General features: G+C 41.2%; 20 protein-coding genes. 5 read left to right on the top strand and 15 right to left on the bottom strand.

The window, feature by feature from the left end; all coding sequences use genetic code 11:
• Positions 1-87 precede the first annotated feature (87 nt).
• The 3 genes from CC90_RS0116625 to CC90_RS0116615 form a co-directional block, all read right to left on the bottom strand.
• Positions 88-1,128 (bottom strand): CotS family spore coat protein, encoded by a 1,041-nt coding sequence (locus CC90_RS0116625; protein ID WP_031391864.1) that lies wholly within the window; start codon positions 1,126-1,128, stop codon positions 88-90.
• An 87-nt stretch (positions 1,129-1,215) separates the two neighbouring features.
• Positions 1,216-2,553, bottom strand: a complete 1,338-nt coding sequence (locus tag CC90_RS0116620; protein WP_031391863.1) for a CCA tRNA nucleotidyltransferase — start codon at positions 2,551-2,553, stop codon at positions 1,216-1,218.
• A 63-nt stretch (positions 2,554-2,616) separates the two neighbouring features.
• On the bottom strand, positions 2,617-3,819 hold the full coding sequence (locus CC90_RS0116615; protein WP_031391862.1) for an acetate/propionate family kinase: 1,203 nt from the start codon (positions 3,817-3,819) through the stop codon (positions 2,617-2,619).
• Between the two features lie 339 nt (positions 3,820-4,158).
• Between CC90_RS0116615 and nifJ the strand changes: the two genes are divergently transcribed.
• Entirely contained in the window at positions 4,159-7,704 is a 3,546-nt protein-coding gene (gene nifJ, locus CC90_RS0116610; RefSeq protein WP_031391861.1) for a pyruvate:ferredoxin (flavodoxin) oxidoreductase, read from the top strand.
• Between the two features lie 102 nt (positions 7,705-7,806).
• Positions 7,807-7,965: a rubredoxin gene (rd, locus tag CC90_RS23795; RefSeq protein WP_081906035.1), complete on the top strand. Its 159-nt coding sequence runs from the start codon at positions 7,807-7,809 to the stop codon at positions 7,963-7,965.
• Between the two features lie 133 nt (positions 7,966-8,098).
• Here rd and proS read toward each other — a convergent pair whose 3' ends face one another.
• From proS to CC90_RS0116555, 10 genes are all read right to left on the bottom strand, one after another.
• Entirely contained in the window at positions 8,099-9,529 is a 1,431-nt protein-coding gene (gene proS, locus CC90_RS0116600; RefSeq protein WP_031391860.1) for a proline--tRNA ligase, read from the bottom strand.
• A 79-nt stretch (positions 9,530-9,608) separates the two neighbouring features.
• Positions 9,609-10,523 (bottom strand): IS3 family transposase, encoded by a 915-nt coding sequence (locus tag CC90_RS0116595; RefSeq protein ID WP_031389188.1) that lies wholly within the window; start codon positions 10,521-10,523, stop codon positions 9,609-9,611.
• Positions 10,520-10,804 (bottom strand): transposase, encoded by a 285-nt coding sequence (locus tag CC90_RS0116590; protein ID WP_031389189.1) that lies wholly within the window; start codon positions 10,802-10,804, stop codon positions 10,520-10,522. Before CC90_RS0116590 ends, CC90_RS0116595 begins: the two co-directional genes overlap by 4 nt.
• 507 nt (positions 10,805-11,311) lie before the next feature.
• Positions 11,312-11,536, bottom strand: coding sequence for a helix-turn-helix domain-containing protein (locus tag CC90_RS0116585; protein WP_031391859.1), 225 nt, complete (start codon positions 11,534-11,536; stop codon positions 11,312-11,314).
• Between the two features lie 20 nt (positions 11,537-11,556).
• Complete coding sequence (locus tag CC90_RS0116580; protein WP_132038580.1) at positions 11,557-12,042, bottom strand: DUF2975 domain-containing protein; 486 nt, start codon at positions 12,040-12,042, stop codon at positions 11,557-11,559.
• Positions 12,043-12,188: 146 nt separating this feature from the next.
• Positions 12,189-12,731: a DUF2975 domain-containing protein gene (locus tag CC90_RS0116575; protein ID WP_031391857.1), complete on the bottom strand. Its 543-nt coding sequence runs from the start codon at positions 12,729-12,731 to the stop codon at positions 12,189-12,191.
• A 450-nt stretch (positions 12,732-13,181) separates the two neighbouring features.
• On the bottom strand, positions 13,182-14,477 hold the full coding sequence (locus CC90_RS0116570; protein ID WP_031389499.1) for an IS30 family transposase: 1,296 nt from the start codon (positions 14,475-14,477) through the stop codon (positions 13,182-13,184).
• A 197-nt stretch (positions 14,478-14,674) separates the two neighbouring features.
• Entirely contained in the window at positions 14,675-16,327 is a 1,653-nt protein-coding gene (locus CC90_RS0116565) for a hypothetical protein (protein ID WP_031391856.1), read from the bottom strand.
• A 343-nt stretch (positions 16,328-16,670) separates the two neighbouring features.
• Positions 16,671-17,723 (bottom strand): AI-2E family transporter, encoded by a 1,053-nt coding sequence (locus CC90_RS0116560; protein WP_031391855.1) that lies wholly within the window; start codon positions 17,721-17,723, stop codon positions 16,671-16,673.
• Positions 17,724-17,809: 86 nt separating this feature from the next.
• Positions 17,810-18,535, bottom strand: coding sequence for an RluA family pseudouridine synthase (locus CC90_RS0116555; RefSeq protein ID WP_031391854.1), 726 nt, complete (start codon positions 18,533-18,535; stop codon positions 17,810-17,812).
• A gap of 555 nt (positions 18,536-19,090) precedes the next feature.
• Here CC90_RS0116555 and CC90_RS0116550 point away from each other — a divergent pair.
• From CC90_RS0116550 to CC90_RS0116540, 3 genes are all read left to right on the top strand, one after another.
• Positions 19,091-20,821, top strand: a complete 1,731-nt coding sequence (locus CC90_RS0116550) for a DUF6044 family protein (RefSeq protein WP_031391853.1) — start codon at positions 19,091-19,093, stop codon at positions 20,819-20,821.
• A gap of 17 nt (positions 20,822-20,838) precedes the next feature.
• Positions 20,839-21,759 (top strand): UbiA prenyltransferase family protein, encoded by a 921-nt coding sequence (locus tag CC90_RS0116545; protein ID WP_031391852.1) that lies wholly within the window; start codon positions 20,839-20,841, stop codon positions 21,757-21,759.
• 72 nt (positions 21,760-21,831) lie between these two features.
• Positions 21,832-22,536, top strand: coding sequence for an HAD family hydrolase (locus CC90_RS0116540; RefSeq protein WP_031391851.1), 705 nt, complete (start codon positions 21,832-21,834; stop codon positions 22,534-22,536).
• Positions 22,537-22,668: 132 nt separating this feature from the next.
• Here the strand turns inward: CC90_RS0116540 and CC90_RS0116535 are convergent, their stop codons facing one another.
• Positions 22,669-23,358: a response regulator transcription factor gene (locus CC90_RS0116535; RefSeq protein WP_031391850.1), complete on the bottom strand. Its 690-nt coding sequence runs from the start codon at positions 23,356-23,358 to the stop codon at positions 22,669-22,671.
• Positions 23,359-23,409: 51 nt separating this feature from the next.
• On the bottom strand, positions 23,410-24,885 hold the full coding sequence (locus CC90_RS0116530) for a sensor histidine kinase (RefSeq protein ID WP_031391849.1): 1,476 nt from the start codon (positions 24,883-24,885) through the stop codon (positions 23,410-23,412).
• Positions 24,886-24,895 lie beyond the last annotated feature (10 nt).

Raw genomic sequence — 24,895 nt, 5'->3', positions numbered from 1 at the left:
AACAGCAAGTGTTAAGATGCTGTGTAAAAATTAACTTATATTTCCATTTGCTTATCGAAATCTTCCTTATATCCTTGTTATTATATACTAATATGCCTTAAAAGAAAAGCATCCGTAAGTACTTTTATAATTTTCCAGAAAGCTGATCTTAGCTTGCTCCTGCTCCAAAAGCTTCTCCAGCTTCTCCAGATTGCGCCCCGGAATCCACGCTTTTCCGGAATTATAGTAGAAATTCACAATTTTCCAGAACTTCTCAGGATATATGAAACGGTAATACAGATGGGTATAATCCGCAGGAGACATAGATTTCTCGCTGCTGTACGACTCCAGCAGAGTTATTCCAAGTTCCTTCGACCAGTCACTCTTTTCTAACAGCTTGCGCATAAAAAGATACAAGTCCCGCACCGGACTATCTTTGATACATTTCTCGAAGTTGATGACCGCAAAGCTCTGCCCGTCATTATTCCAGACAGCATTGGCGGAGGGAACGAGAATGTTGTGATACTGGTAATCACCGTGGCATATGACGCCGGAGCTCTTCTCCTGTCCGGGAGCCGTTTCCCTCAAATAAAAGCGAACCTCTTCCGTTACCTGAAGTGCAAGGTCGAAGAAATAGTCATAATGCTTTAATAGAAATATCTCGAAGTTCGTCTTCTGGCTCTTCTCCCTAAGAAACTTTCTTACCTTGCGCAGCTCTTTATTATGCTTCTCATATTCCTTATCAATTTTAAAGCCTGCGTCCTCGTAGCTTCCCTGAAAATCGGGCATATCAGAGGCATTATGAAGGAGGGCCAATGTTTTTACGGCTTGTATACATTCCTTGGTGTCGCGAACGTTACATTCCCTGCCGTCAAAGTAGGTTTTTAATATGTATGGCACCTTATCCTGATCATATACGACCAGCTCACCATCCTTAGCCTTCAAAATGGACTCCACCATATTAAACCCCTGCTTTTTTATGGAATTAAGCAGCGCATCCTGAAAAAATATCTTATCCCTGGGACCTGCATATTCCTTTAAAATCAGCAGACCCTTGTCAGAGTCGCACAGAATGGCTCCTCTTCCTTTCCACGTTCGAAGCACGTTTATATCATAATTTTCAAGAACGCCAACTGTCCTGTCATTCACGTGAATACCCCCCATATCGTAGTTCTATCCTATCTTATGAGGTGATATAGAAAAGTATTCATCTATTGTTTTTCACATAATTGGAATTCAATTTTGCGGCTTTATCTCTCTCGCGTACTTCAAAAGTTCTTCTTTATTGTTACGTTCAGGCTCCTCTAATACTATCTCCAGCAACCGGTTCAAGACCGCTCCCAGTTCCTTTCCCGGGGCCATCCCGTCAGCGATGAGGTCACTGCCCGTTACGGCCAGGGTCTTAAGAGAAACGCACTCCTTCGCTTCCAATACCTGCTCATAAATACGATGAAGCTGTGAAAGGGTGCTAAGCTTTTCCTCCCTCTCGTAATCGCTTTGGGCCATGGTATCCGCAAGTTTAACGGCAAAAAGATAAGGGAAAATATCTTCTCCTATTTTATATATGGCTCTTCGAACGCCTCTGGCGGATAAATGCACATCATAATCGTGATAGCGTATCAGTCTTGACACCTTATAGATTGTGTCGTTATCGAATTTCAACCGGCGCAGCACTGCCTTGGAAATATCCTCGCCTACCGTCCCGTGATTATAAAAATGGTCTGTACCCGTATCGTCCGTAGTTCTCGTCTCCGGCTTTCCTACATCGTGAAACAGCATCGTCAGACGCAGTACCTTATCCGCCTCTATTTCCTGCATGGAATGCAAAGTATGCTCTCCTACCGAATAGATATGATGCGGATTATTCTGGGAAGTCACCATACAACGGTCGAACTCCGGCAGGATAACTCTCGTGATTCCTGTCTCATAGCATACCTTAAGATAATCCGGATGAGGGGAAAGAATCAGCTTTACTAACTCCGTCTGAATCCGCTCCGCGCTTATATTTATCAAGTTCTTTGCCATCTCGGCGATGGCCTTCTTCGTATCCTCGTGAATGGTATATCCCAACTGCGCCGAGAAGCGAACCGCCCGCATCATGCGCAGGGCATCCTCAGAAAACCTTTCCCTGGGATTCCCTACACAGCGTATGACCTTTTCTCCGATATCCCGGATTCCGCCGAATACGTCGATCAGGCCGCGGCTGTCGTTATACGCCATGGCGTTAACAGTAAAATCCCGGCGCTTCAAATCTTCCACAATATCGGCGGTAAAAACGACTTCCTTAGGGTGCCTGCTGTCCTCATATTCCCCGTCTATCCGATACGTGGTTACCTCGAAGCCTTCTTTATCCATGAGGACGGTAACCGTGCCGTGCTTAATTCCGGTATCTACGGTTCTTCTAAAAAGCTCTTTGATTTTATCCGGCTTGGCCGAGGTGGTAATGTCCCAATCGTCCGGTTTACGTCCCAGAATAGAATCTCTCACACAGCCGCCCACCGCATAGGCCTCGTATCCTGCCTCCTCTATGACCGTTATAATTTCTCTTACCTTTTCCGGCAGTTCAATATACATAAAAATGACTATGCCCTTTCCATTACCTGCAAGCTCATTACCGCAGGCACAAATTTGCGTCAGTTACACGCCTTTGACCAGCCTTACCGTCTCCCGCGCTATTGCCAGTTCCTCGTCCGTAGGCACTACCATCGCAGCCACTCTGGCGCCCGCATCGGACAGGATTACTTCTTTTCCCCGAAGCTTATTTTTCTCCTCGTCGATATTGGTTCCGAGAAAACCGATGTACTGTCCAATCAGTTTGCGTACCTCCGCGTTATTTTCCCCCGCTCCCGCAGTAAAAGCGATGACATCCACGCCGTTCATCGCTGCCGCATAGGCACCGATATACTTTCCCACGCGGTAAGCATAGGTTTCCAGTGCTGTCCGGGCGCTTTCGTTTCCGTCCGCAGCAGCCTCCGCCAAATCCCTGAAATCGCTGGAAAAACCATCTGACAATCCAAGAACTCCTGATTTTTTATTGCATATATCGATTACCTCTTCCGCAGAGATATTTTCCTTTTTACTAATAAAAGTAATGATCGCAGGATCGATATCCCCGCTTCTCGTTCCCATGATCAAGCCTTCCAGAGGAGTCAGGCCCATGGAAGTATCCACGGACTGTCCGTTCTTGACTGCGGATACGCTGGCGCCGTTTCCTAAATGGCAAACGATGATTTTCAAATCTTTCCTGTCTTTCCCCAGAATTTCTGCCGCCCTTCTGGAAACAAAATCATGGCTCGTTCCATGAAAGCCGTAACGTCTCACCTTATAATTCTCATAGTATTCATAAGGAAGGCCGTACATATACGCCTTCTTCGGCATCGTCTGATGAAAAGCGGTATCGAATACACCTACCATAGGCACATCGGGCATTACCTCTTTGCAGGATCGAATACCGATTAAATTAGCCGGATTGTGAAGGGGTGCTAAATCATTGCATTCTTCCACCTGTCTTTGTACTTCTTCAGTAACGATAACGGAGGACGCGAATCTCTCCCCGCCATGAACAATACGGTGACCCACAGCATCTATTTCGCCAAGAGAATGGATGACTCCTATCTCCTTATCCGTCAAAGTTTCTATCACCAGCTTCACGGCTGCCGTGTGATCCTGCATGTCCACCTCTTTTTTCCACTTTTCTCTGTCCGCAGGCTGATGGGTTATGGAACTTGCATCTATTCCAATTCTTTCACAAAGCCCTTTTGCAAGAACTTTCTCATTTTCGCTGTCAATCAATTGATATTTAAGAGATGAACTTCCACAGTTTATAACCAATATATTCATGCTATTCTCCTTATTCTATGCCGGTAATGCAAGTACGTTTCCTGCTCCGTAATTTATGTTAAATATTTTACAATAATATGGGCTTTATTTCTACCCTAATTTGTTTTATAATTTGTATTATAAAAAGTACAAAAAGTGCAAAAAATCCTATAGTAATAGAAAATTTAGTATGATACTATTATAATTATAGTAATCATTACTATTAATTATTGTCTATCTCTAAAATTTCCTTATTTTAAAACTTTAAATAAAGGATGGGCACTTTCCCGGAAAATAGTTTTTTCCCGAGGATTCTAATAATAATGGCTACTTTTTAAACAAACAAAAGGAGGTTTCAACATGGCACGAAAAAAGAAAACAATGGATGGTAACCAAGCTGCTGCACACGTGTCCTATGCTTATAGCGATGTGGCTGCAATTTACCCAATTACCCCATCTTCCACTATGGCGGAAGTAACAGATGAATGGGCTACCGAAGGAAGAAAAAATATCTTTGGTCAGACTGTCAAAGTGACGGAAATGCAATCAGAAGCCGGTGCTGCCGGCGCTGTTCACGGTTCCTTAGCTGCCGGTGCACTGACTACTACTTTTACCGCATCTCAGGGCCTTTTGCTTATGATACCCAACTTATATAAAATTGCCGGCGAGCTTTTGCCCGGTGTCTTTAACGTTGCGGCAAGAACCATAGCTACCCATGCACTTTCTATTTTCGGAGATCACTCCGACATTTATTCCTGTCGTCAGACTGGCGTGGCAATGTTGGCCAGCGGCAGTGTTCAGGAGGTTATGGACCTGACACCCATCGCCCATCTCACCGCAATCAAGGGAAAGGTTCCTTTCATCAACTTCTTTGACGGCTTCCGTACATCTCATGAGATGCAGAAGATCGATGTATGGGATTATGAAGAATTAAAGAGCCTTTTGGATATGGATGCTGTTATGGAATTCAGAAAAAATGCTTTGAATCCTAACCATGCCAGAATGATGGGCTCTGCACAGAATCCGGATATCTATTTCCAGGCAAGGGAAGCAAGCAATAGCTATTATATCACGCTGCCTGAACTGGTAGAATCTTATATGAAGAAAGTCAATGACAAAATCGGAACGAATTACGGCCTGTTCAATTACTATGGAGCACAGGATGCAACCCACATTATCGTTGCCATGGGTTCCGTATGCGAGACAATCAAAGAGACGATCGATTATTTAAATAAGAGCGGCCAGAAGACCGGTCTGGTTGAAGTACATCTTTATCGTCCTTTCAGCGCAAAGCATCTGCTTAGCGTTATTCCCGATTCCGTAGGCCAGATAACCGTACTGGATCGTACAAAGGAACCCGGCGCCATAGGCGAACCTCTTTATTTGGATGTTATCGCTGCTCTGCGCGACACGAAGTTCCACAATGTTCCCGTTCTCTCCGGAAGATACGGACTTGGCTCCAAGAATACCACGCCCGACCAGATTAATGCTGTGTTCAAGAATAATCCGGAAAACGGCAAAAAAGTATTTACCATCGGTATCGTTGACGATTTGACTCACTTGTCTCTGAATATCGATGAGAAACTGCATACCGCTCCGGAAGGAACTATCGGATGCAAATTCTGGGGTCTGGGCGGCGACGGAACTGTCAGCGCCAACAAGAGCTCCATTAAGATTATCGGAAACCATACAAACAAATATGTTCAGGCATATTTCGATTATGACTCCAAGAAATCCAGGGGTATTACCGTATCCCACTTAAGATTCGGCGATGCACCTATCCGCTCCACCTATTTAATTAACCGGGCTGATTTCGTTGCCTGCCACAATCCGACCTATCTCCATAAATACAATATGGTTCAGGATGTGAAAGACGGTGGTACCTTCCTGCTCAACTGCTACTGGAAGGAAAAAGACCTGGAAGAGAACATTCCCGGACAAGTAAAGCGTTATATTGCGGAGCATAACATCAATTTCTATATTATCGACGCTATTGAAATCGGTAAAGAAATAGGCTTGAACGATAAAATAAGTACGATTTTGCAGGCAGCATTTTTCCGCCTTGCGAATATTATGCCAATCGAAGAGGTTAGTCAGCTCATGAAAGATGCTGCTGATGTCAGCTACCGCAAGAAGGGCGACAAGATCGTTCAGATGAACTTCGATGCTATCGACAGAGGTATCGAAGGATTAGTGAAGGTTAACGTCCCCAAAGAATGGCTGGACGCAGAGTACGAGCCTCTGGATGCGAAGCTGCTTCCTGATCGTGAAGAGGTTATCGATTTCGTAGAACATGTACAGAAAATAGTAAACGCGCAGGAAGGAAATACTCTTCCGGTATCTACTTTTGCTAAATATGTGGATGGCTCCACTCCTTCCGGCTCTGCCGCTCATGAGAGAAGATATGTAACGACAGAAGTACCGGAATGGATACCCGAAAACTGTATCCAGTGTAACCGTTGTGCTTTCGTCTGTCCTCACGCTGTTATCCGCCCTGCGGCTATGACTGAGGAAGAAATAGCAAATGCACCCGAAGGCATGATGTCCATCCCTATGCTCGGTATGCCCGGATATGTATTCTCCATCAACGTTTCCGAAGTAGATTGTACCGGCTGCGGCTCTTGTGCCGCGGTATGCCCGGGCAAGCAGGGGCAGAAGGCTCTCGCTATGTGCCCGATTAACGAGCACGAACAGAGACAGCAGTATTTCGATTATGCGAAATCTCTTCCTGTAAAGACGGAAGCTGTAGAAAAGTTTAAAGAAACTACCGTAAAGGGCAGCCAGTTCAAACGTCCGCTTCTGGAGTTCTCCGGCGCATGTGCGGGCTGTGGTGAAACCCCTTATGCCAGATTGGTAACTCAGTTGTTCGGAGACAGAATGTATATTGCAAATGCTACCGGATGTTCTTCTATCTGGGGCAACTCTTCTCCTTCCACTCCGTATACGGTGAACGAACTGGGTCAGGGACCGGCATGGTCTAACTCCCTCTTTGAGGATGCTGCTGAATTCGGCTACGGCATGACTCTCGCTCAGAAAGCGATTCGCGGACGTCTGAAAGAAGAAATCGAGACGTTAGCAGACAGCGCAGCAGGCGACTTGAAAGACGCCGCTGCCGGATGGCTTGATACCTTTGCCGATGGAGCGTTAAACGGCGCTGCTACCGACAAATTGATCAGCGCGCTGGAAGACAGCACTTCCCCCGAAGCAAAAGAACTGTTGGAAGAGAAGGATTTCTTCTCCAAGAAGTCGCAGTGGATCTTCGGCGGAGACGGATGGGCATACGATATCGGTTTCGGCGGTCTCGACCATGTAATTGCAAGCGGTCAGGATATCAATATCATGGTATTCGATACAGAGGTATATTCCAATACAGGCGGACAGTCCTCGAAGGCTACTCCTACCGGTTCTACTGCTAAGTTCGCTTCAGGCGGTAAGATAATGAAGAAGAAAGATCTGGCAAGCATCGCTATGAGTTATGGCTATGTATATGTAGCACAGATTGCCATGGGCGCTGACTACAGTCAGACAGTAAAGGTTATTGCGGAAGCAGAAAAATATGACGGTCCTTCCTTGATCATCGCTTATGCACCTTGTATCAGCCACGGAATCCGTTCCGGCATGGGAAGCTCACAGCACGAAGAGGCTAAGGCTGTGGAATCAGGATACTGGCATTTGTTCCGTTACAATCCTGCTCTGAAAGATGAAGGCAAGAATCCGTTTATTCTGGACAGCAAAGAGCCTACTCTCGCATACGAAGAGTTCCTTGCGGGAGAAAACAGATATGATGTACTAAGGAGATCAAACCCTGAAAAGGCTGCGGAACTATTCAGCGCAGCAGCGGAGAATGCGAAAGAACGGTTTGAATACTTGAGCAGGCTCGTCAAGCTGCACAGCTCCGAAGAATAAATGGCTGACTGATAATACCGGATAGCCTTATCATCAATACAGATAGGAAATTCAGAAATATTTCCTATTTATATAAAATATTAAAGAAAGGATAAATAAACTATGAAAAAGTATGTATGTACTGCATGTGGTTACATCTATGACCCTGAAATTGGAGATTCTGATGGAGATATCGCTCCTGGAACAGCTTTTGAAGACCTTCCTGACGACTGGACCTGTCCTCTCTGCGGTGTTGGAAAAGACTCCTTCGAAGAAGCATAAGTAGAAAAAAGCATAAGAAAAAAGAATGAAAACTGCCGGGGACGTGAATCGTCTCCGGCAGTTTATTTTACACACGGACAGCCGCCAAATGGACATGTAAGCATACCCGCCTGGCCCGTTGTCTCCGTGAATATTAATAAGCCCTTCCCCAGTAAACCATCTTCTTTGCAGGTTTTCCGCAATATACGCACGTATCGGACAAGCATTCCTGCTCGTAAGGCATACAGCGGCTGGTTACGCTCATATCTTCTTTAATCTTTTCCTCACATTCCCTTTCTCCGCACCACATCGCTTTCACGAAACCGGATTTTTCAGCGAAGGTCTTTACGAACTCCTCCTTCGTTCTCGCTTCGTAGATGTGAGATGCCAAATGTGCTTTCGCTTTGTTGTACATGCTTTCCTGAATATCCTGAAGAATATCGGCTACCTCTTTCTCCAAATCCGCCAGATTGACCTCTGTCTTTTCTCCGTTATCGCGGCGGCAGACTACACACTTGCCCGCTTCGATATCCTTAGGCCCGATTTCGATTCGGATGGGAATACCTCTCATCTCCTGCTCAGAGAACTTCCAGCCGGGGCTCTTGTCGGAATCGTCAACCTTCACACGAAAGTTTCCAAGCTTTTCTTTCAACTCGTAGGCTTTATCCAGCACTCCTTCTTTTTTCTGCTGAATAGGAACAATCATGACCTGAGTAGGCGCAACCCTGGGCGGCAGTACCAGACCGGAATTGTCGCCATGAACCATGATAATGGCACCGATAATTCTTGTGGACATGCCCCAAGAGGTCTGATGCACATATTTAAGCGTATTATCTTTATCTGTGAACTGGATACCGAAGGCTTTTGCGAAGCCGTCTCCGAAATTATGGCTGGTTCCTGATTGAAGAGCTTTACCGTCGTGCATAAGTGCCTCGATGGTATAGGTTGCCTCAGCTCCGGCGAATTTCTCCTTATCGGTCTTGCGTCCTTTTACTACAGGAATCGCCAGCACTTCCTCGCAGAACTGCGCATACACGTTAAGCATCTGTTCTGTTCTCTCCTGCGCCTCCTGTGCAGTGCTATGGGCGGTATGGCCCTCCTGCCATAAGAATTCTCTGGAGCGAAGGAAGGGTCTCGTCTCCTTCTCCCAGCGCACTACGCTGCACCACTGGTTATAAACTCTTGGTAAATCTCTGTAGGAGTGGATATCTCCTTTATAAAAATCACAGAAGAGAGTCTCAGAGGTAGGCCTTACGCACATTCTTTCCTGCAAAGGATTAAGCCCCCCGTGAGTTACCCACGCTACTTCAGGGGCAAAGCCTTCTACGTGATCCTTTTCCTTTTCCAGCAGGCTCTCAGGGATGAACATAGGCATATATACATTCTCCACTCCCGTCGCCTTGAACATATCATCAAGCTGTCTTTGTATCAATTCCCAAATCGCATAGCCTGCCGGCTTGAAAACCATGCAGCCCTTTACGTTGGAATAGTCAATCAGCTCTGCTTTTTTAACTACATCCGTATACCACTGTGCGAAGTCCTCATCCATGGACGTTATCGCTTCTACTAATTTCTTATCAGCCATTTTCTTTCTCCTCTCACTACTATATGTTTGGTCCTATGTCAAGATTTAGTACAAGTTAAAATGATAAAATAATCCTCCTCTAACCTACCAGCTGTAAACCATCCTCGAGTGCCTTTTCATAAAGCTTTTCGAATTCATTGGGCGATATATAATCGCAATGACTATGGATTCGCTTTGTGTTGTAGAATGCTTCAATGTATTCAAATACTAACCGGTACGCTTGCTCATAATTACCGATTTTGAAGCGATTCAGCCATTCTCTTTTGATTAAGGAATGGAAGGATTCAATACAGGCGTTGTCCCAGGGAAATGCCTTTTTCGAATAGCTCCGCTGCATATTTGCAGTTGCTTTCCGATATTCGTTTGACACATACTGGCTTCCGCGATCGCTGTGCAGAATAAGCGGTTGTTCCGTGTTACGTCTGGCTTTTGCTTTGTTAATGGTATCAATAACGCATGCTACACCCATTGAATCAGATAAAGTCCATGCGACTATTTTTCTTGAAAATAAGTCCATAATGCTTGTCAGATATGTGAAGCCTTCTGTCGTCCAGATATATGTAATGTCACTGCACCACACTGCATTTGGACGCTCTGGGTTGAATTGCTCATTTAATATATTTTGAAGTTCATTGCTGAAATAGGAATCTTTGGTGGTAATTGTCCATGGTTTTACCCATTGAGCCCTGATTCCTAGCTGGGACATGTATTTGCCTACCGTGCGTTCAGAAATAATTTCGCCTTCTTGTTGCAACTTTTTTGCAATTTTCGGAGCGCCGTAGTTCTGTTTGGAATCATCGTAAATGTCCATGATCTTTACTTTAACAGCCTCTCTACGTTGCTGTGTATTAGAAGGCATACGGTTTTGCCATGCACGATATCCAGACCGTGAAACGCCAAGGATTTTCAGCATCCCGGAGACAGAAACCTGGCGATTAGCTTTCATGGCAGCGTCTGTCTTTTCGGAGACTTCAAGGTAAATGGCTTCTGTCATTTTCCCAGAATGCTGATGGCTTTTTTTAGTACGTCAAGAGCATCCTGAGTATCACGTAGTTCACGCTTGAGATGAGCGATTTCCTTCGCTTCATCAGAAGAATAATTTCCGGATCCACGGCTTTTAATGTCACCGGTTTCACGTAGTTCTTTTTGCCATCTGGAAAGAGTCTGCTGACTGATTCCCATATTTGTAGCACAACCGACAAGACCTAGTTCCTTGTGATCCTGATAATACTGAACTGCATCCAGCTTAAACTGCTTGTCAAAATGTTTCGGCATAATGAAATCCTCCTTAAGTACGATACCTCTATTGTATCATATTTTTCTATATAGGATTTTCTCATTTTGACTTGTACTATTTAGATTCTAGCACCAGTTTGATTTTTTAACAAAAGTGGGTTTAACCAACTCTTTACACAAAAAAACGCCGGAGCCTCATCCCAATAGGGACCGAAAACTCGGCGTTACCACCCTTAATTAATGCTTCTGCGGCCTCCGTGCTTTCTATCTCCTTCGTGCCGCATTATAACTGCATTCTTCTTATCCTACCGTTAACGCCGGTGCTACGCCGTACTTGTCTTCATACAGAGCTCCAAGGCCGGTTCAGGATACACTCGTAAGAACCTCACACCAAACGGTTCTCTCTCTGATACGCTTGCTTATCCGTACTATTCCTCTTCTTCGCTGCTTATTATTCGTTATTAGAGATTTTAGGAGATAAATAGGAATTTGTCAACTATTTATATAATATTTACATTTTCCATATTTACATTTGAAGAGATAAAATCAAATTAGTTCATCTTCCTTTGTTCTTTGATATTCAAGAATATCTCCGGGCTGACAATCCAGAACCTCACATATTGCTTCCAGCGTCGAAAAGCGAATCGCACTGATTTTTCCCGTTTTTATTTTAGACAGATTCACATTGGAAACGCCTACCTTATCAGACAACTCATTTAAGGACATCTTGCGGTCTGCCATTACGCGATCTAATCTTAATATAATTGCCATCTATTTTTCTCCATATCTCATCATAATGTTTCATCTTCGCTTTGCTGAAGCTTCACACCCTTTTTAAAAATATCGCTTAATAGAATAATAAGCAAACCTACAAAAATCCATTCAAACTGTGTCGGATTATTAAAATATACCTTGTGGAAATTTACAAGACTTGGAAGTAACTGAATAATTAACTTCCCGAAAAATCCTACGAGTATGAATATGATACCGATTTTTCTAAAATACACTGGCATATCGGGATGAAAGGGGGTGTAAGAATTGGAGATAGTTCTTAAAATCTTTCTCCCGTAAATCATAATAGCTATGAACGGAAGATCGACTGCAAGAATACCCACCGCGATTACTGTCACAATAAAAATATGTTCATCCTGAATGGTATGAATAGGCGGCAGATTCTCAAAACTAATCTGTCCATATCCAAGCAGCATACCAAATCTATAAGAATATCCGGTATTTATCAGGGAAACTGAACCTGGAAAAATTAGATTTTGAATCATAGAAAACAAGCTTATAATGAACTTATAAATAGTGATGCAAAAAAACAAGTAAAATAGACCATGTATCCAAAACATAGTTTTTTTATTGTAGATTTTTTCCGCCATCATACGGTGTAGCCTTGAAATAATTATCATCTCCAGCACCTCTAAAGTGTTTCATCAAATTGTCTTTGCAATTCCGCCCCATACGCAAACACAACCGAAACAAAGAAAAAAACGAAAGCAAGTATAATAGATACTATATTCAAAGATGACTGCATTTGAACTTCAGGAACGAAAGAACTGTAAAAACCAGCTTTTGAAATTGGTTCAACTATGGAATAAACCAATAACACTTTCGCTATTTTTTTAAGATTCATTGCATTTTCCCGACTAAATGGCATAATATCTATACCTATTGAATGAAATATACGATTAGCTATAAGCAAAATATCGAGAACAAATACTCCAGACACAATAATTGTGAGCATTTCTGCAATAAGTTCTCCTGTTGATTTCACTAATTGCCCTGTTGAAGAGTAGAATCCCAGTTCGCGTAATGCAAAAAAGTTAGTGTCTGGTGCAACAGTATACCATACCAGAACAATAATAGGGACACATAATCCAATAATAAGTGAAATACATAATATTTTTGTAATGAATGCCATTGTCTTGCTGCTCTTTTGTATTTTATCTTTTAAGCTGTCCATGCAAATAACCTCTTTTCTTTAAATATGATGTTATTATACTGCATATTTATGTACATTTCAACTTAAATTTAATGTTTATCGTTAAATTATATATGTTATATATTTACTATGAGCAATAATAGACATTAATAACCTTAATAATAACCTTAATAATATTTAACTCAGTGAATTGTAAGGCGAGATGCCACTTTGTAATTCAAAACGCAGTTTTTGTATTTGAGAAGTAAAGTTTTGTAAACGAAAAGCCACTTTTGTAAGTGAAATATAGAGTTTTGTAATTGAGAAGCCATATTTGTAATCCAAATGCAGTTTGATTTTCAGCTTTTTCTGCTGTATTATGATAATTACAGGCATGCCAAAGGGAGGTCGACTCCCTCTCGATTTTTTTGTAATCGGAGAATCCACCCCTTCATTCCTTAGTCAGATGATTGGTTGGCGGCACGTTAATAATTATTTTTTGAGAAGTGCAGGTTTTAACATGATGTCTCCGGCTGCTACCGGTTTGCATCCAAGTTTTTCCAAAACCTCTTCTCCATGATAAAAGCTGAATGTTTCGTATGGGCTACGATTATTCAGCTTTTTTCTTTTGTAAGAATTAATGTGATTCATCATTAAATTCACTTCTTCCTGTGTAAGCTGATCAAAGCCTGTTCCTTTTGAAAGGACTCTTCTTATTAATTCATGGTTTACTTCGCAGGAACCTTTTTGATAGGGACTTCCAGCATCACAATAATATACTTTGGTTCGCCATAATGGTGTTGTTTCACGATACTCAATTGCCTTTGGATTAGAGAACTCACTTCCATTGTCTGTTAGGATTACTTGAAAAAGTTGACTGAATTCTTCTTTTCCTAAAAGTATATCCAAACCATTAAAAATATCAGTTACAGATTTGGAAGTATTAGCATCTCTAACAAATGCAAGCATTAAACTACATTCAACAAAATGAATCGTAAGAAGGCATTTACCACCTTTGCTACCAATAACAGAATCCATTTGTACAACAGGTGTATCTGGATTCTTCTCCATATACGCAGTAAAGGCTTCATAATTACGACCAATACGGCATCCTTTATCAACTTTGAACTCAGGCTTTTTATATCTTTCACGAAACTTAACTTTTCTTGGAAGATCAATATTTCTTACATCAAACATACATGCATCAATGTAGTTATAGATTGTTTTTTCACTACACATAAGCTCATCTTCATGATTGATGTAAACCTGATTTACAGACTGTCCATTCTGAATTAATGGTGAGATGATTTTATTCAACCTGCTGATTTCTTCCTCTGATACGCATAGCCCGCTTCGTGACTGGGTAATCGTTTCATGGGATTTAATATGAGCGTGTTCTGCATCATATATATTTTTTAGCAATGTACATTTTCTTATGGTGTCACAACCATTGCAGACATACGGAACTCTAAATCTGGCAGTACAGACTTCCTCAACATACTCATCACAATTCGGATTGCAGGACTGACATAGTTTACAATACTGTGCGGATTTACGAGTGCAGTCCTTACCACACAGGCCTTTCTTACGACAGTTAAATCTGTTTTTACACAAGTTGAATGGATAGCCGGGATAACCAGTGGCAATTTCAGAACTATACTTACGTACCTCACGTGATATGGTTGTTGGATTCTTATCCAATCTGCGGCTTATTTCTTTAAATGAAAGACTTTCCTTTAGAAACTTTTGCAGATCAAGTCTTTCTTCATATGTAAAAAATTTAGACATATATCCTCCAATCTGCCGCCAACTATCATAGGATATATGTAACAAAATAAAAGTGCAAACAAAAAGACTGGTTATTAGCCAATCTTTTGTAAGCCAGGATGCAACCTCCTGGTGTATAAATAATATTTTACTTAATTAATTCTTAGTTGAATTGAGATGGGTTGCATCTCGATTTACAATTGAGGATAATATTTAACTCAGCCATGAGGCTGACCTTTCCCTTCCCTCATCAGTCTCTCCCCCATTCCAATCAATAGAAATACAAAGGGCGTACTTAGAATCTGCTGAAAACTTACTATATTATGCGCGGTATAGGCAAATGCACTTGCCGCAAAAACATATAGAAGCAGCTGCTTATTATCATCCGTCAGCCTGGTCTTCAATTCCACGGTAACCTTCTCTGCCCGATAAATGAAACGAATCCACACGCTTAAAAATATTCCTGCATAGCCCATAAGGCCGAGTATCCCATTGTTTACCAGGACAGTAAGCCACTCGTTATGGGCGTTTGTCAGCCTTGATGTACCGAACTGATCCATAACTCTTTCCGTCACATCCGGCAGTATGTACAGATAAGAGGCGAAGCAATCCGGCCCGGCACCTACAAGCTTCCTCAACCCGGGTATTCCTTGAAATACTCCCACTCCGGCAGACCACGTTCCGCCCCTGGAGCTTCCCCAATATTCACTGAAAATAAGGATCTGCTGCCCACCCATGAAACGTATGCCTCCGTTTGCTCTCGTATTGAGTATCAGAAGCATCACGTAAACTCCCGCCGTTATGGTAAGAGCGAGAAGAATTATCTGTCTGAGCATCTTATATCTGCTGATATCCATATGTTTTTTCTTCTCCGCCAGAACCATCAATAAATAGAACACTGCTAAAGGAACCATAGCATATAAAGTAACACGGCTCACAGTAATCCAGTCACTTAAGCTTCCGTCGTAATAGTCAAAGCTTTCCGGAAAAAGCAGCCGCCAAATCCTTAGCGCCTGACAAGCCGCACAAAACAGAAATCCCAGCTCGAAAAGGCTTTTCATCCTTTTCAGGCTGCGGAAGGATAGACAAAAGAGTAAAAGGTATAAGGACGATATAGCAATGAATGCGCTATTACTGCCCTGTGAAACTCCCGTCGCTATTCCCAGCAGTACATAGAATGCACCTGCCGCCTTAAACCATTTTTTATCCGTAAGCCAATACCATACAAAGCCTATCGGAAAAAGAACGGCGAAATAGCCGCAATACCAGTTAATATTTCCCAAGGTTGATATGAATTCTCTGTTCACTCCTTCAATCGAAAGAGGGTATATGGAAAAACGGTTCAGCAATCCTAGCAGAAAAATACCCGCCGCTGCCGCCATAAAGGCAATCAGAAGCTTTTCCTCGTACTCCCAAAACCTAGAAACCAAAAAATAAGAGAGAATAAAGAGCAACTGAGTGGCAAGTCCCATATACCACCCTTTCTCACCCCAAAAGGCTCCCTGCTTAAACTCAGAAAAAAAATAGGAAACCACCAATGCCACACCATAAAACAAAAATGCGCAGTCGGTAATCGACAGCGATTTATAGCGCACAAAGAATTTCGTCTCCTTATACCGCAACAGCATACAGATAATAGCCAACGGAACAATCAAAGCGAAGCCTCCCAGCGTAATATCCTTATAAAATGAAAATTTAGCGTCGCCAATTTCCACATAACCATTCTGCATGTAAAAAGGATAGAAAGAAAAAATGATAAACAAATAAGCCATTATCAATAAAGAAACGGCTTCTTCACAAAATGATAAGAGATTAAATTTCTCTTCTGTTTCTTCCAACATCTTATATTCCCCATTCATGTATTTTATCATATGAGTGTCTTTTACTCATAAACGCTTTTTACTCATGTACGCTTTTTACTCATGTACACTTTTTACTCATGTACGCTTTTTACTCATGAGTGCCCTCCACTTATTTATCATAGTTTACCATTGCCCTTTCGTCAATCCCGCATCTTTTTTAACATCTGCCTTAAGCTCTGTACTTTCGGAGTTCTGTCCCTTACTCAAAGTTCCGTACCTTCTTGAGTATTCTGTATCTTTCTCAAAGTTCCGTACCTCCTTGGGTGTTCTATACCTTCTTCAAGGGTTTGTACCCCCCCCTCAGCGTTCCGAGCCCTCCTTCAGCGTTTCATGCCTTCTTTAATGTTCCCGCTTACTTTTGTTCCGGCTTTCTCCGTAAATACAGGTACACCTCATATATTGTAATGAGGGCCAGCGGCCCTTTAATAATGCCGAAGATTCCAAACAGCTTTACCCCCGCATAAACGGCAAACAGTATACAGACCGGCAGGATTCCTACCTGCTCTCCCACCAGCTTTGGCTCCAAAACTTCTCTTATGATCATACAAGAAATATAGAGAACAACACATATCACAGCCTTTCCATAATACCCATTTAGAATCTGCCAAAAAGCAAGTGGCATGAGGACCATGCCTGTACCGATAAATGGCAGCATGTCCATGAAGCCCGTTAACATGCCGAGCAATATACCCCCTTCTATTTTTGTAAAAAATAGAGTAACTGCACAAAGGAGGCTGATGATGAGTAATATGATGAGCTGTGTCTTCAAGAAGGCAGCTATATGCCCGAATACTCTTTTACCGATTTCCAGCACACCCTCTAATTCCTCATGACTGCGAAGCTTGTTCATGACCATTGCATAATCCTTTGCAAGAAGAATTGATGCAATAATCATGATTGCAAAAAAGCTTATGATGCCCGCCACATTTTTCACATATCCCAACGAATCGTTCATAATTTTAGGAACGACCTCCACCTGAAAATTCTCGATGAAAATATTTACCTTTTCCATAATGTATATTTCGATTCCGGCGCCGTCAAGACCAAACTTTTTTTCCATTCCGTCACAGCATCCGCTGACAAAAACACAAAACTTTTCTTCGAATAGGCCTATCTGACCGAACAGTTCTCCTACTCGCTGAAAAATAAATACCGCCAGCCCCCATAGCGCCCCTCCCGCAGTTATGAATAAAACAAGCAGTATTACGGCTATTATGAAGCCTTTTTTAATGTGAAGATTTTTCTGAATCCTTTCTAAGAGCGGATGAAGAATTTTCACGAATGCAAACGCAAAAAGAAAAGGAGTTATAAGCGGACTCAGGTACTTGAATCCGATATATACTCCTAATATAACTGCTGCCAGAATCGCATATTCTTTTGTCTTCATAACTGCTTTTTTATCCATGGCTTTTCCCCCTGAAACTTATTTACGAAAATTAGTACTCCTATATTATAGGATGGATAATTTTCAGTAAATTATAGCTTTTTCTTCTAGGGAGTAAATGGTAAAAAGAGACGGAAGGCTTCTCCTTTCGGCACAATCGAAAAACTCATACTCTTTCCAGTCTTTGGATGTAAAAAAGAGAGGCTGTATGCACATAACGCTACCTCCTTTATATCATCTTCAAGGCTTTTTCTCATGGAACCCTCACTTCCATATTTTACATCACCAAGTAAAGGCATTCCCGCATGAGCCATCTGCACCCTGATTTGATGATGTCTTCCCGTTTTCAAAAGTATTTCTGTAAGCATGCGCAGATTTCTGAAGTCCTTATCTTCCTCCGCCACCTTCAAGATACGATACTTAAGTTCCGCACGTTTCGCATCCTTATCATTTTTTTCTGTTATTCTCGACGTATTATCTACTCCGTTTTTTACCAGATAATCCACCAAAGTAAATTCTGTTTTAAGATAATCCTTATCTTTTGCCTTTACCACGGCGGAATCTGCAAAGACAACGGCATAATAAAGCTTTTCCATGCTTTGTGCACTTAATTTCGCGGCGGATTCTTTTGTCTTGCCAAATACAAGTATACCCTCTACCGGTTGATCAAGACGATGTATTACTCCGATATAAGAAGTCTTTAAATAATTTTTTATACTGCTTACCATATCCGGCTGCCCCAGCTTGGCAGTCTGTGTCGCAATGCCGGAGGGCTTATGACAAACGATTATTTGTTCGTCTTCATACATGATATTATCTGCTTTTACAATCATTTTTATAACTTTGCTCCTTTTCCCTCCGTAAGAACAAAAGTGTGCTTCGCACACCTTCGCGACCAAATACTTAGACCGCACAGCTTTTGTTCCGTGCGCGTAGCTGTGCCTCCTTAGCGGAGCGTTTTTGCTCTATAGAAATCATCGCTCTATCATAATCAATACCTTTCCTATAGAGCAAAAATATTCCTGCTAATTTTACACGAATCTGCATACACTGTCCATTCATAATCGGAACAATCTTAAGAAAATCTTCATGTTTGTAATATTGACCTTGTAAATTGTCAATGCTAAGATAATATATAGTTGAATTTTTGTACGTAAAGGTTTTATTTACAGCTTTGTATTCTAATAAGTATACGGGGTGAAAGCTTTTAGGGCGGCTGCAAGCTAAGACTAATCGATAGAAATAATCGATAATTTAGCTTGTCTCTGCTATGAAAAGAAATGTAAATCTGCAATTTTGTCCGTGAAGTTAAGGGATGCTTTTTAAAAGGCATTTTCTTTTCGTATCTTTTTTTCAAATTTTATTTAGAATTCCGGAGATGCCAATATATGAAATTTCAAAAATTGTTTATTATACCCTGGTATTATATGCTTGTTTTTCTTTTTATAGCAGGTGAAGCCGCCCTCTTTTTTATTCTGGGGGAAGATATTTATGTCAGCATGCACGATAACTTAGATTTACATGTTGCCGACTATCATATTTTGTCCTTTACAAACACTTTCTTTTCCCACAACGTACAATTACCTCTTTTAAATGGGATTGACCGGGATTACTTTGCATCGGAATATTCTCTTTACAGCCTGCTTTATATCCTATTCCCCACAGCTACTGCATATGTCGTCGGATATTTGTTAAAAACAGTAATTGCTGTGATATCCTGCGTCCTGCTGGCAAAAGATGTTTTAGCGGATAACTACAAGCAATATGCGCCGGTGGTGGTGTTATGCAGCTTCGCATACGGAATACTTCCGTTATACCCTACCTTTTCCTTTCCGTTCGTATCTCTGCCATTTGTAATTCTTCTGCTCAGAAGAATTTATAAAAAGCCCGGCGTTACCGCTTATTTTTTATTATTTTTATATCCGCTTCTATCCTACTTTACCTTCTTTGGATTTTTTATACTGGCATACTTATTTCTTGCCATCATCCTTCTTTGGATAAAAAATAAAAAGCTGTCTCTTTCCCTTACAGGCGCTTTTTGCGTTTTATTTGCCGGATTCGCTCTCTGGGAATACCGCCTGTTCGGCATTATGCTATTTGATACCACTCCTACCATACGTGAGACAATGGTGCAAGGTAACTATAATTATGCAGAAATATTATCTGCCATAAAAGAAGCTTTTACCATAGGTGTATTTCATGCGGAGGCAGTTCACACATGGTTTGTGCTGCCTATTTGTATAATATATTTTCTGCTCTTAAACTACCGTTATATAAAAGAAAGAGATTATAAGGGAATATGGACCGATATTTTTAATTGGATTATCGCTTTTCTTGTTTTTAACAGTATTATATACGGCCTGTATTATCAGGAATATTTCAGAAGCTTTATCGAAATGCTTATTCCTCCGCTAAAAGGCTTCCAATTTTCAAGGACAGTCTTTTTCAATCCTTTTCTTTGGTACCTTGCTCTTTTTATTATTCTAAAAAGGCTCTACGACAATCATAAGCAGAAAACTGTCCATGTCATTGTATTGATGAGCATTGCCGTTATTCTGCTCACCGGTTCCAAATATAATGATTTATATCATACCGCTTTCAATTATGCATACCGGATCATAAAGCAGCAGCCTTCCAATAGTCTGACTTACAAGGAATTTTATTCAGAAAACTTGTTTCACAGTATTTTGTCCGATATCGATTATTCCGGAGAGAAATCTGTTGCATACGGTATGCACCCTGCAGTACTTGAATACAACCGCATTTTTACTTTAGACGGGTGCTTGAGCTACTATCCGCAGGAGTACAAAGAACAATTCCGGGAAATAATATCTCCGGCTTTAGACAGGGTGGAAAGCTTCCGCATTTACTATGATCACTGGGGCGCAAGAGCTTATTTATTTGGCGGCGTGGATGAAAATGTTTACGAGCCAGTAAGAAATCTGGAAATATCAGATACTAATTTATATATCAATGCGGATGCCTTTAAAAAAATGGAAGGAAAATATATTTTTTCCCGCATTAAGATAACAAATGAGGACGAGCTTAAGCTTCATTTGCGCGGTACCTATACCGATGTTTCTTCCCCATACACAATCTATCTATATGAAGCAAATTGAAAGGATTTATATTTAACATGAAAAATTATATAAAAATAGCGCGCCCGGACCATTGGATCAAAAATCTGTTTATCATACCCGGTATTATAGTGGCACTTCTCATATTTGGCAGAGATATTCATAATTTTCTTGCTATACATTTTTTTCTGGGATTCATTGCTACCTGTCTTATTTCTTCTGCCAATTATGTGATTAATGAATGGCTGGATGCTGATTTCGACAAATATCATCCTGTAAAAAAGAACCGCCCGGTAGTAACGAGCAGCTTAAATTTTTCCTATGTTATGTTAGAATACGCCGTGCTTGTCTTGCTTGGATTAAGTTTCTCACTCTTTATTAATTTATATTTTGTACTGATAGAAATTTGGCTTCTAATCATGGGATTTTTATACAATGTAAAACCGTTTCGGACAAAAGATATCCCTTATGTGGACGTGCTTTCAGAATCAATAAACAACATTATCCGTCTTTTACTCGGCTGGTTTATTATTACAGACCATTATTTTCCGCCTATAAGCATTCTTATCGGTTACTGGATGTGCGGCGCTTTTCTTATGTCAGTAAAAAGATATGCGGAATATAAAATGATCAATAACCCTGAGACAGCGGGCTTATACCGAAAATCATTCCGATATTATACGGAAAAATCTCTTTTATGTTCCTCCCTTTTTTACAGCATGTGCGCTACCGTCTTTACCTCTATCTTTATTATTGAATACCGGATAGAATATGTTCTGGCACTTCCTATGCTTATCGGCTTATTTGTACTTTATTTTCACCTTTCATTCAAGGAAGATTCGGTTGTTCAAAAGCCGGAAAAGTTATACAAGGAAAAATCCTTATTGTTTTATCTTCTCGCTTTTATTATTATGTTGTTTATCTTGACCTTTGTTGATATTCCGGTTATGACTGAATATTTTAGAATCCATAAGTTATAGATTTGGTATAATATCTAGATGTTTTGACGCTAAAAATTGTCTGGTCCTGAGAGAAAGGCGGTAATTAAAAATATGAAAAATAAAAATGCTATTTTTATAAGTAAAAAATTAATGGAATATCACGCCGTCATTCTTGATGTGGACGGGACTCTATACAGCCAGCCCTCTTTACGCTTTTCTATGGCAATTGATTTAATTAAGCATTACATCTTTCATCCGCTTCGCATCAAAGAACTATTAATCATAAAAAAATACCGGCTTGTCAGGGAAAATTGGGAAAGCATTGTCTTGGAAGCTGTAAAAGTCCCTTTTTCCATAGAAGAAATGCAATATACATATGTGGCAGAACAGATGAATACCTCACCGGAACATGTACGGGAGCTTATTTTATATTGGCTGCATAAACATCCCCTTAAGTTGATTACGAAATATAAGGATTCCAAGCTGATAGACTATATGAAATATTTAAGGGAAAGCGGAACTATTATTATCGTTTACTCCGATTATCCGGCGGCAGAAAAGTTGGATGCTATGGGCATTTCTCCAGATTACGTTTTTTGCTCTTCCGATATGGAGATAAATTGTATGAAGCCTAATCCAAAAGCAATGTATGTCATATTGGAGAAGCTTCATGAAGTTCCGGGAAATGTTGTAATGATTGGAGACCGCTATTCGAAAGACGGCCTTGCGGCCAAAAATGCAGGAATGGATTTTATTATTCTGGCAAGATTCATATTTCGGCGTGCAAATCTATATCAACAGTTATTTATCAAATAGTTTACTTTCTGTAATGCAAAAAATAATCCCCGCAGCAGCCAGCAGTTAATTATGCTTCTTGTCCGCAGGGATTACTTTTCATATAGCTTATACATTATTTATATTTTCGCAATTATATATAAAGATATTACTTTACACCTTAAAGCGATAGCCTACTCCCCAGATCGTCTCTATATACTGAGGCTTTGCCGTATCGTATTCGATTTTCTCGCGGATCTTTTTGATATGAACCGTTACCGTAGCGATGTCGCCGATCGAATCCATATCCCATATTTCACGGAACAACTCTTCCTTTGTAAATACGTGGTTCGGATTCTCTGCCAGGAAAGTGAGCAAATCGAATTCCTTTGTCGTAAAGGTCTTCTCCTCATTGTCGATATAAACCCTTCTCGCTGTCTTATCAATACGGATTCCCCGGATTTCAACAATATCGTTTGTCTTTTGCATGGAACCGACAAGTCTGTCATATCTTGCCATATGTGCTTTTACTCTCGCTACCAGCTCACTGGGGCTGAAAGGCTTTGTCATATAGTCGTCTGCACCGAGGCCAAGCCCTCTTATCTTATCGATATCGTCTTTTTTGGCCGAAACCATAAGGATGGGGATGTTTTTTTCTTCCCTGATTTTCTTACATACCTCGAAGCCATCGATGCCGGGAAGCATCAGGTCGAGAATAATCAAATCAAAGTCTCCGTTCAAGGCTTTTTCCAGCCCCATATCTCCCGAATGTTCGATTTCTACTTCAAAATCACTCAGTTCTAAATAGTCTTTCTCTAAGTCAGCAATTGCTTCTTCATCTTCTACAATTAAAATTTTGCTCATATTCAACTACACCTTTCTATAAATTTTATTCTTTTCCTCTTTGGTTTTGTGTTATTCCTTTATTTCGCGGTACTTTCTGAATACAAAGTGCAGGCATGTGCCCTCGTTCTCCTTACTCGTTGCCCATATATATCCACCGTGGTCTTCCACGATTTTCTTTACAATTGATAAGCCGATTCCGCTTCCGCCCTTGGAGGAGTTTCTGGAAGCGTCTGTGCGGTAAAAACGCTCAAAAATGTTCGATAAGTCTTTGGTTGCAATACCTTTTCCGTTATCCTCTATCTCTACCCGGATGGAATCCACTTCATCCAGAATACGGATGTCGATGACTCCCTTTTCCTTATCCAGATATTTGACGCTGTTGCCGATGATATTGCTGATTACCCGCTTTAGCTGTTCCGGATCCGCAATGATTATCGTATCCGGGGAAACTAAGTTGAAATAATTGAGTTCGATATTTTTCGATTCCAGATCCAGGCCCACCTCTTCGATACAATCCCCGAAGTAGTCCGCCACATTGATGCGGTGGAAATGATAGGGCATCCTGTTGGAATCGATTCCCGAGTAAACGGTAAGCTCATTGATCAGCCGGTCCATATCGTTAGCCTTATTATAAATGGTCTTAATATACTTATCCACTTTCTCAGGGGTATCCGCAACGCCATCCATGATACCTTCCACATAGCCCTTTATCGCAGTGATGGGAGTCTTTAAATCATGGGAAATGTTGCTGATCAACTCTCTGTTCTGCTTCTCGTGTTCGAATTTTTCATCCGTGTTCTCCTTCAGACGCAGGCGCATGTCTTCATAATTCTTATACAGTTCCCCTATTTCGCCTTTGTTATCCGTATTCAGCATGTATTCCAGATTGCCGCGGGCAATGCTCTTCATCGCCATATTCAATTCGTTTACCGGCAGGAATACACCCATGTGAATCCAGCGGGTAAGCATTACGCTGGTAAACAGCAATATTAATATAATAGCGATAAACATGTCTACTAAAAGCTGCTTCGATATCAGTGTGTGTATCTTCGTAATAATGAAAAAGCTTCCCTCCGTACCGTCGGAAAAAGTGAAATCCAACTGTTTTACCAGCTTTTCCATGCTGTTATAATAATAACCCGCATCATGACTTTCGTTCGCGTATCCGTACGCAGGGAGAATATTGAATATCTTATCCGCAGCTACGGTATTTCCTGCATAATATAGCTGATCTCCTTTACGGACGAGAATATAGGAGGCTTTGTCTGCTATTCCTTTATTTATATCGTTGAGATAAGCAGTATCTTCCAGTCTCGCCTCATCCGTGGCTATCTGCTGCTTCACTTCTTTAAAAACCTTCTCCGAAATGAGTTCGAAGGTCTGTGCAGGGTCCGACATCATCGTGTAGTCGACATTCACCATTCCGAATTCCCGCTGTGCATTCATCAAATATCCTCCGATACTTATGAATGCCAGGGCCGTCAGCATCAGAGGCAGAAATACAATTGTAAGAAACGTAACTAACAATCTCGTCTTAAACTTCATAGATATTTCC

Origin of the sequence: Kineothrix alysoides (assembly GCF_000732725.1) — a bacterium.
In the GTDB taxonomy this organism is placed as follows: Bacteria; Bacillota; Clostridia; order Lachnospirales; family Lachnospiraceae; genus Kineothrix; species Kineothrix alysoides.
The sequence above is the reverse complement of the archived record's forward strand: the minus strand, read 5'-3'. Positions and strand labels throughout refer to the sequence as shown.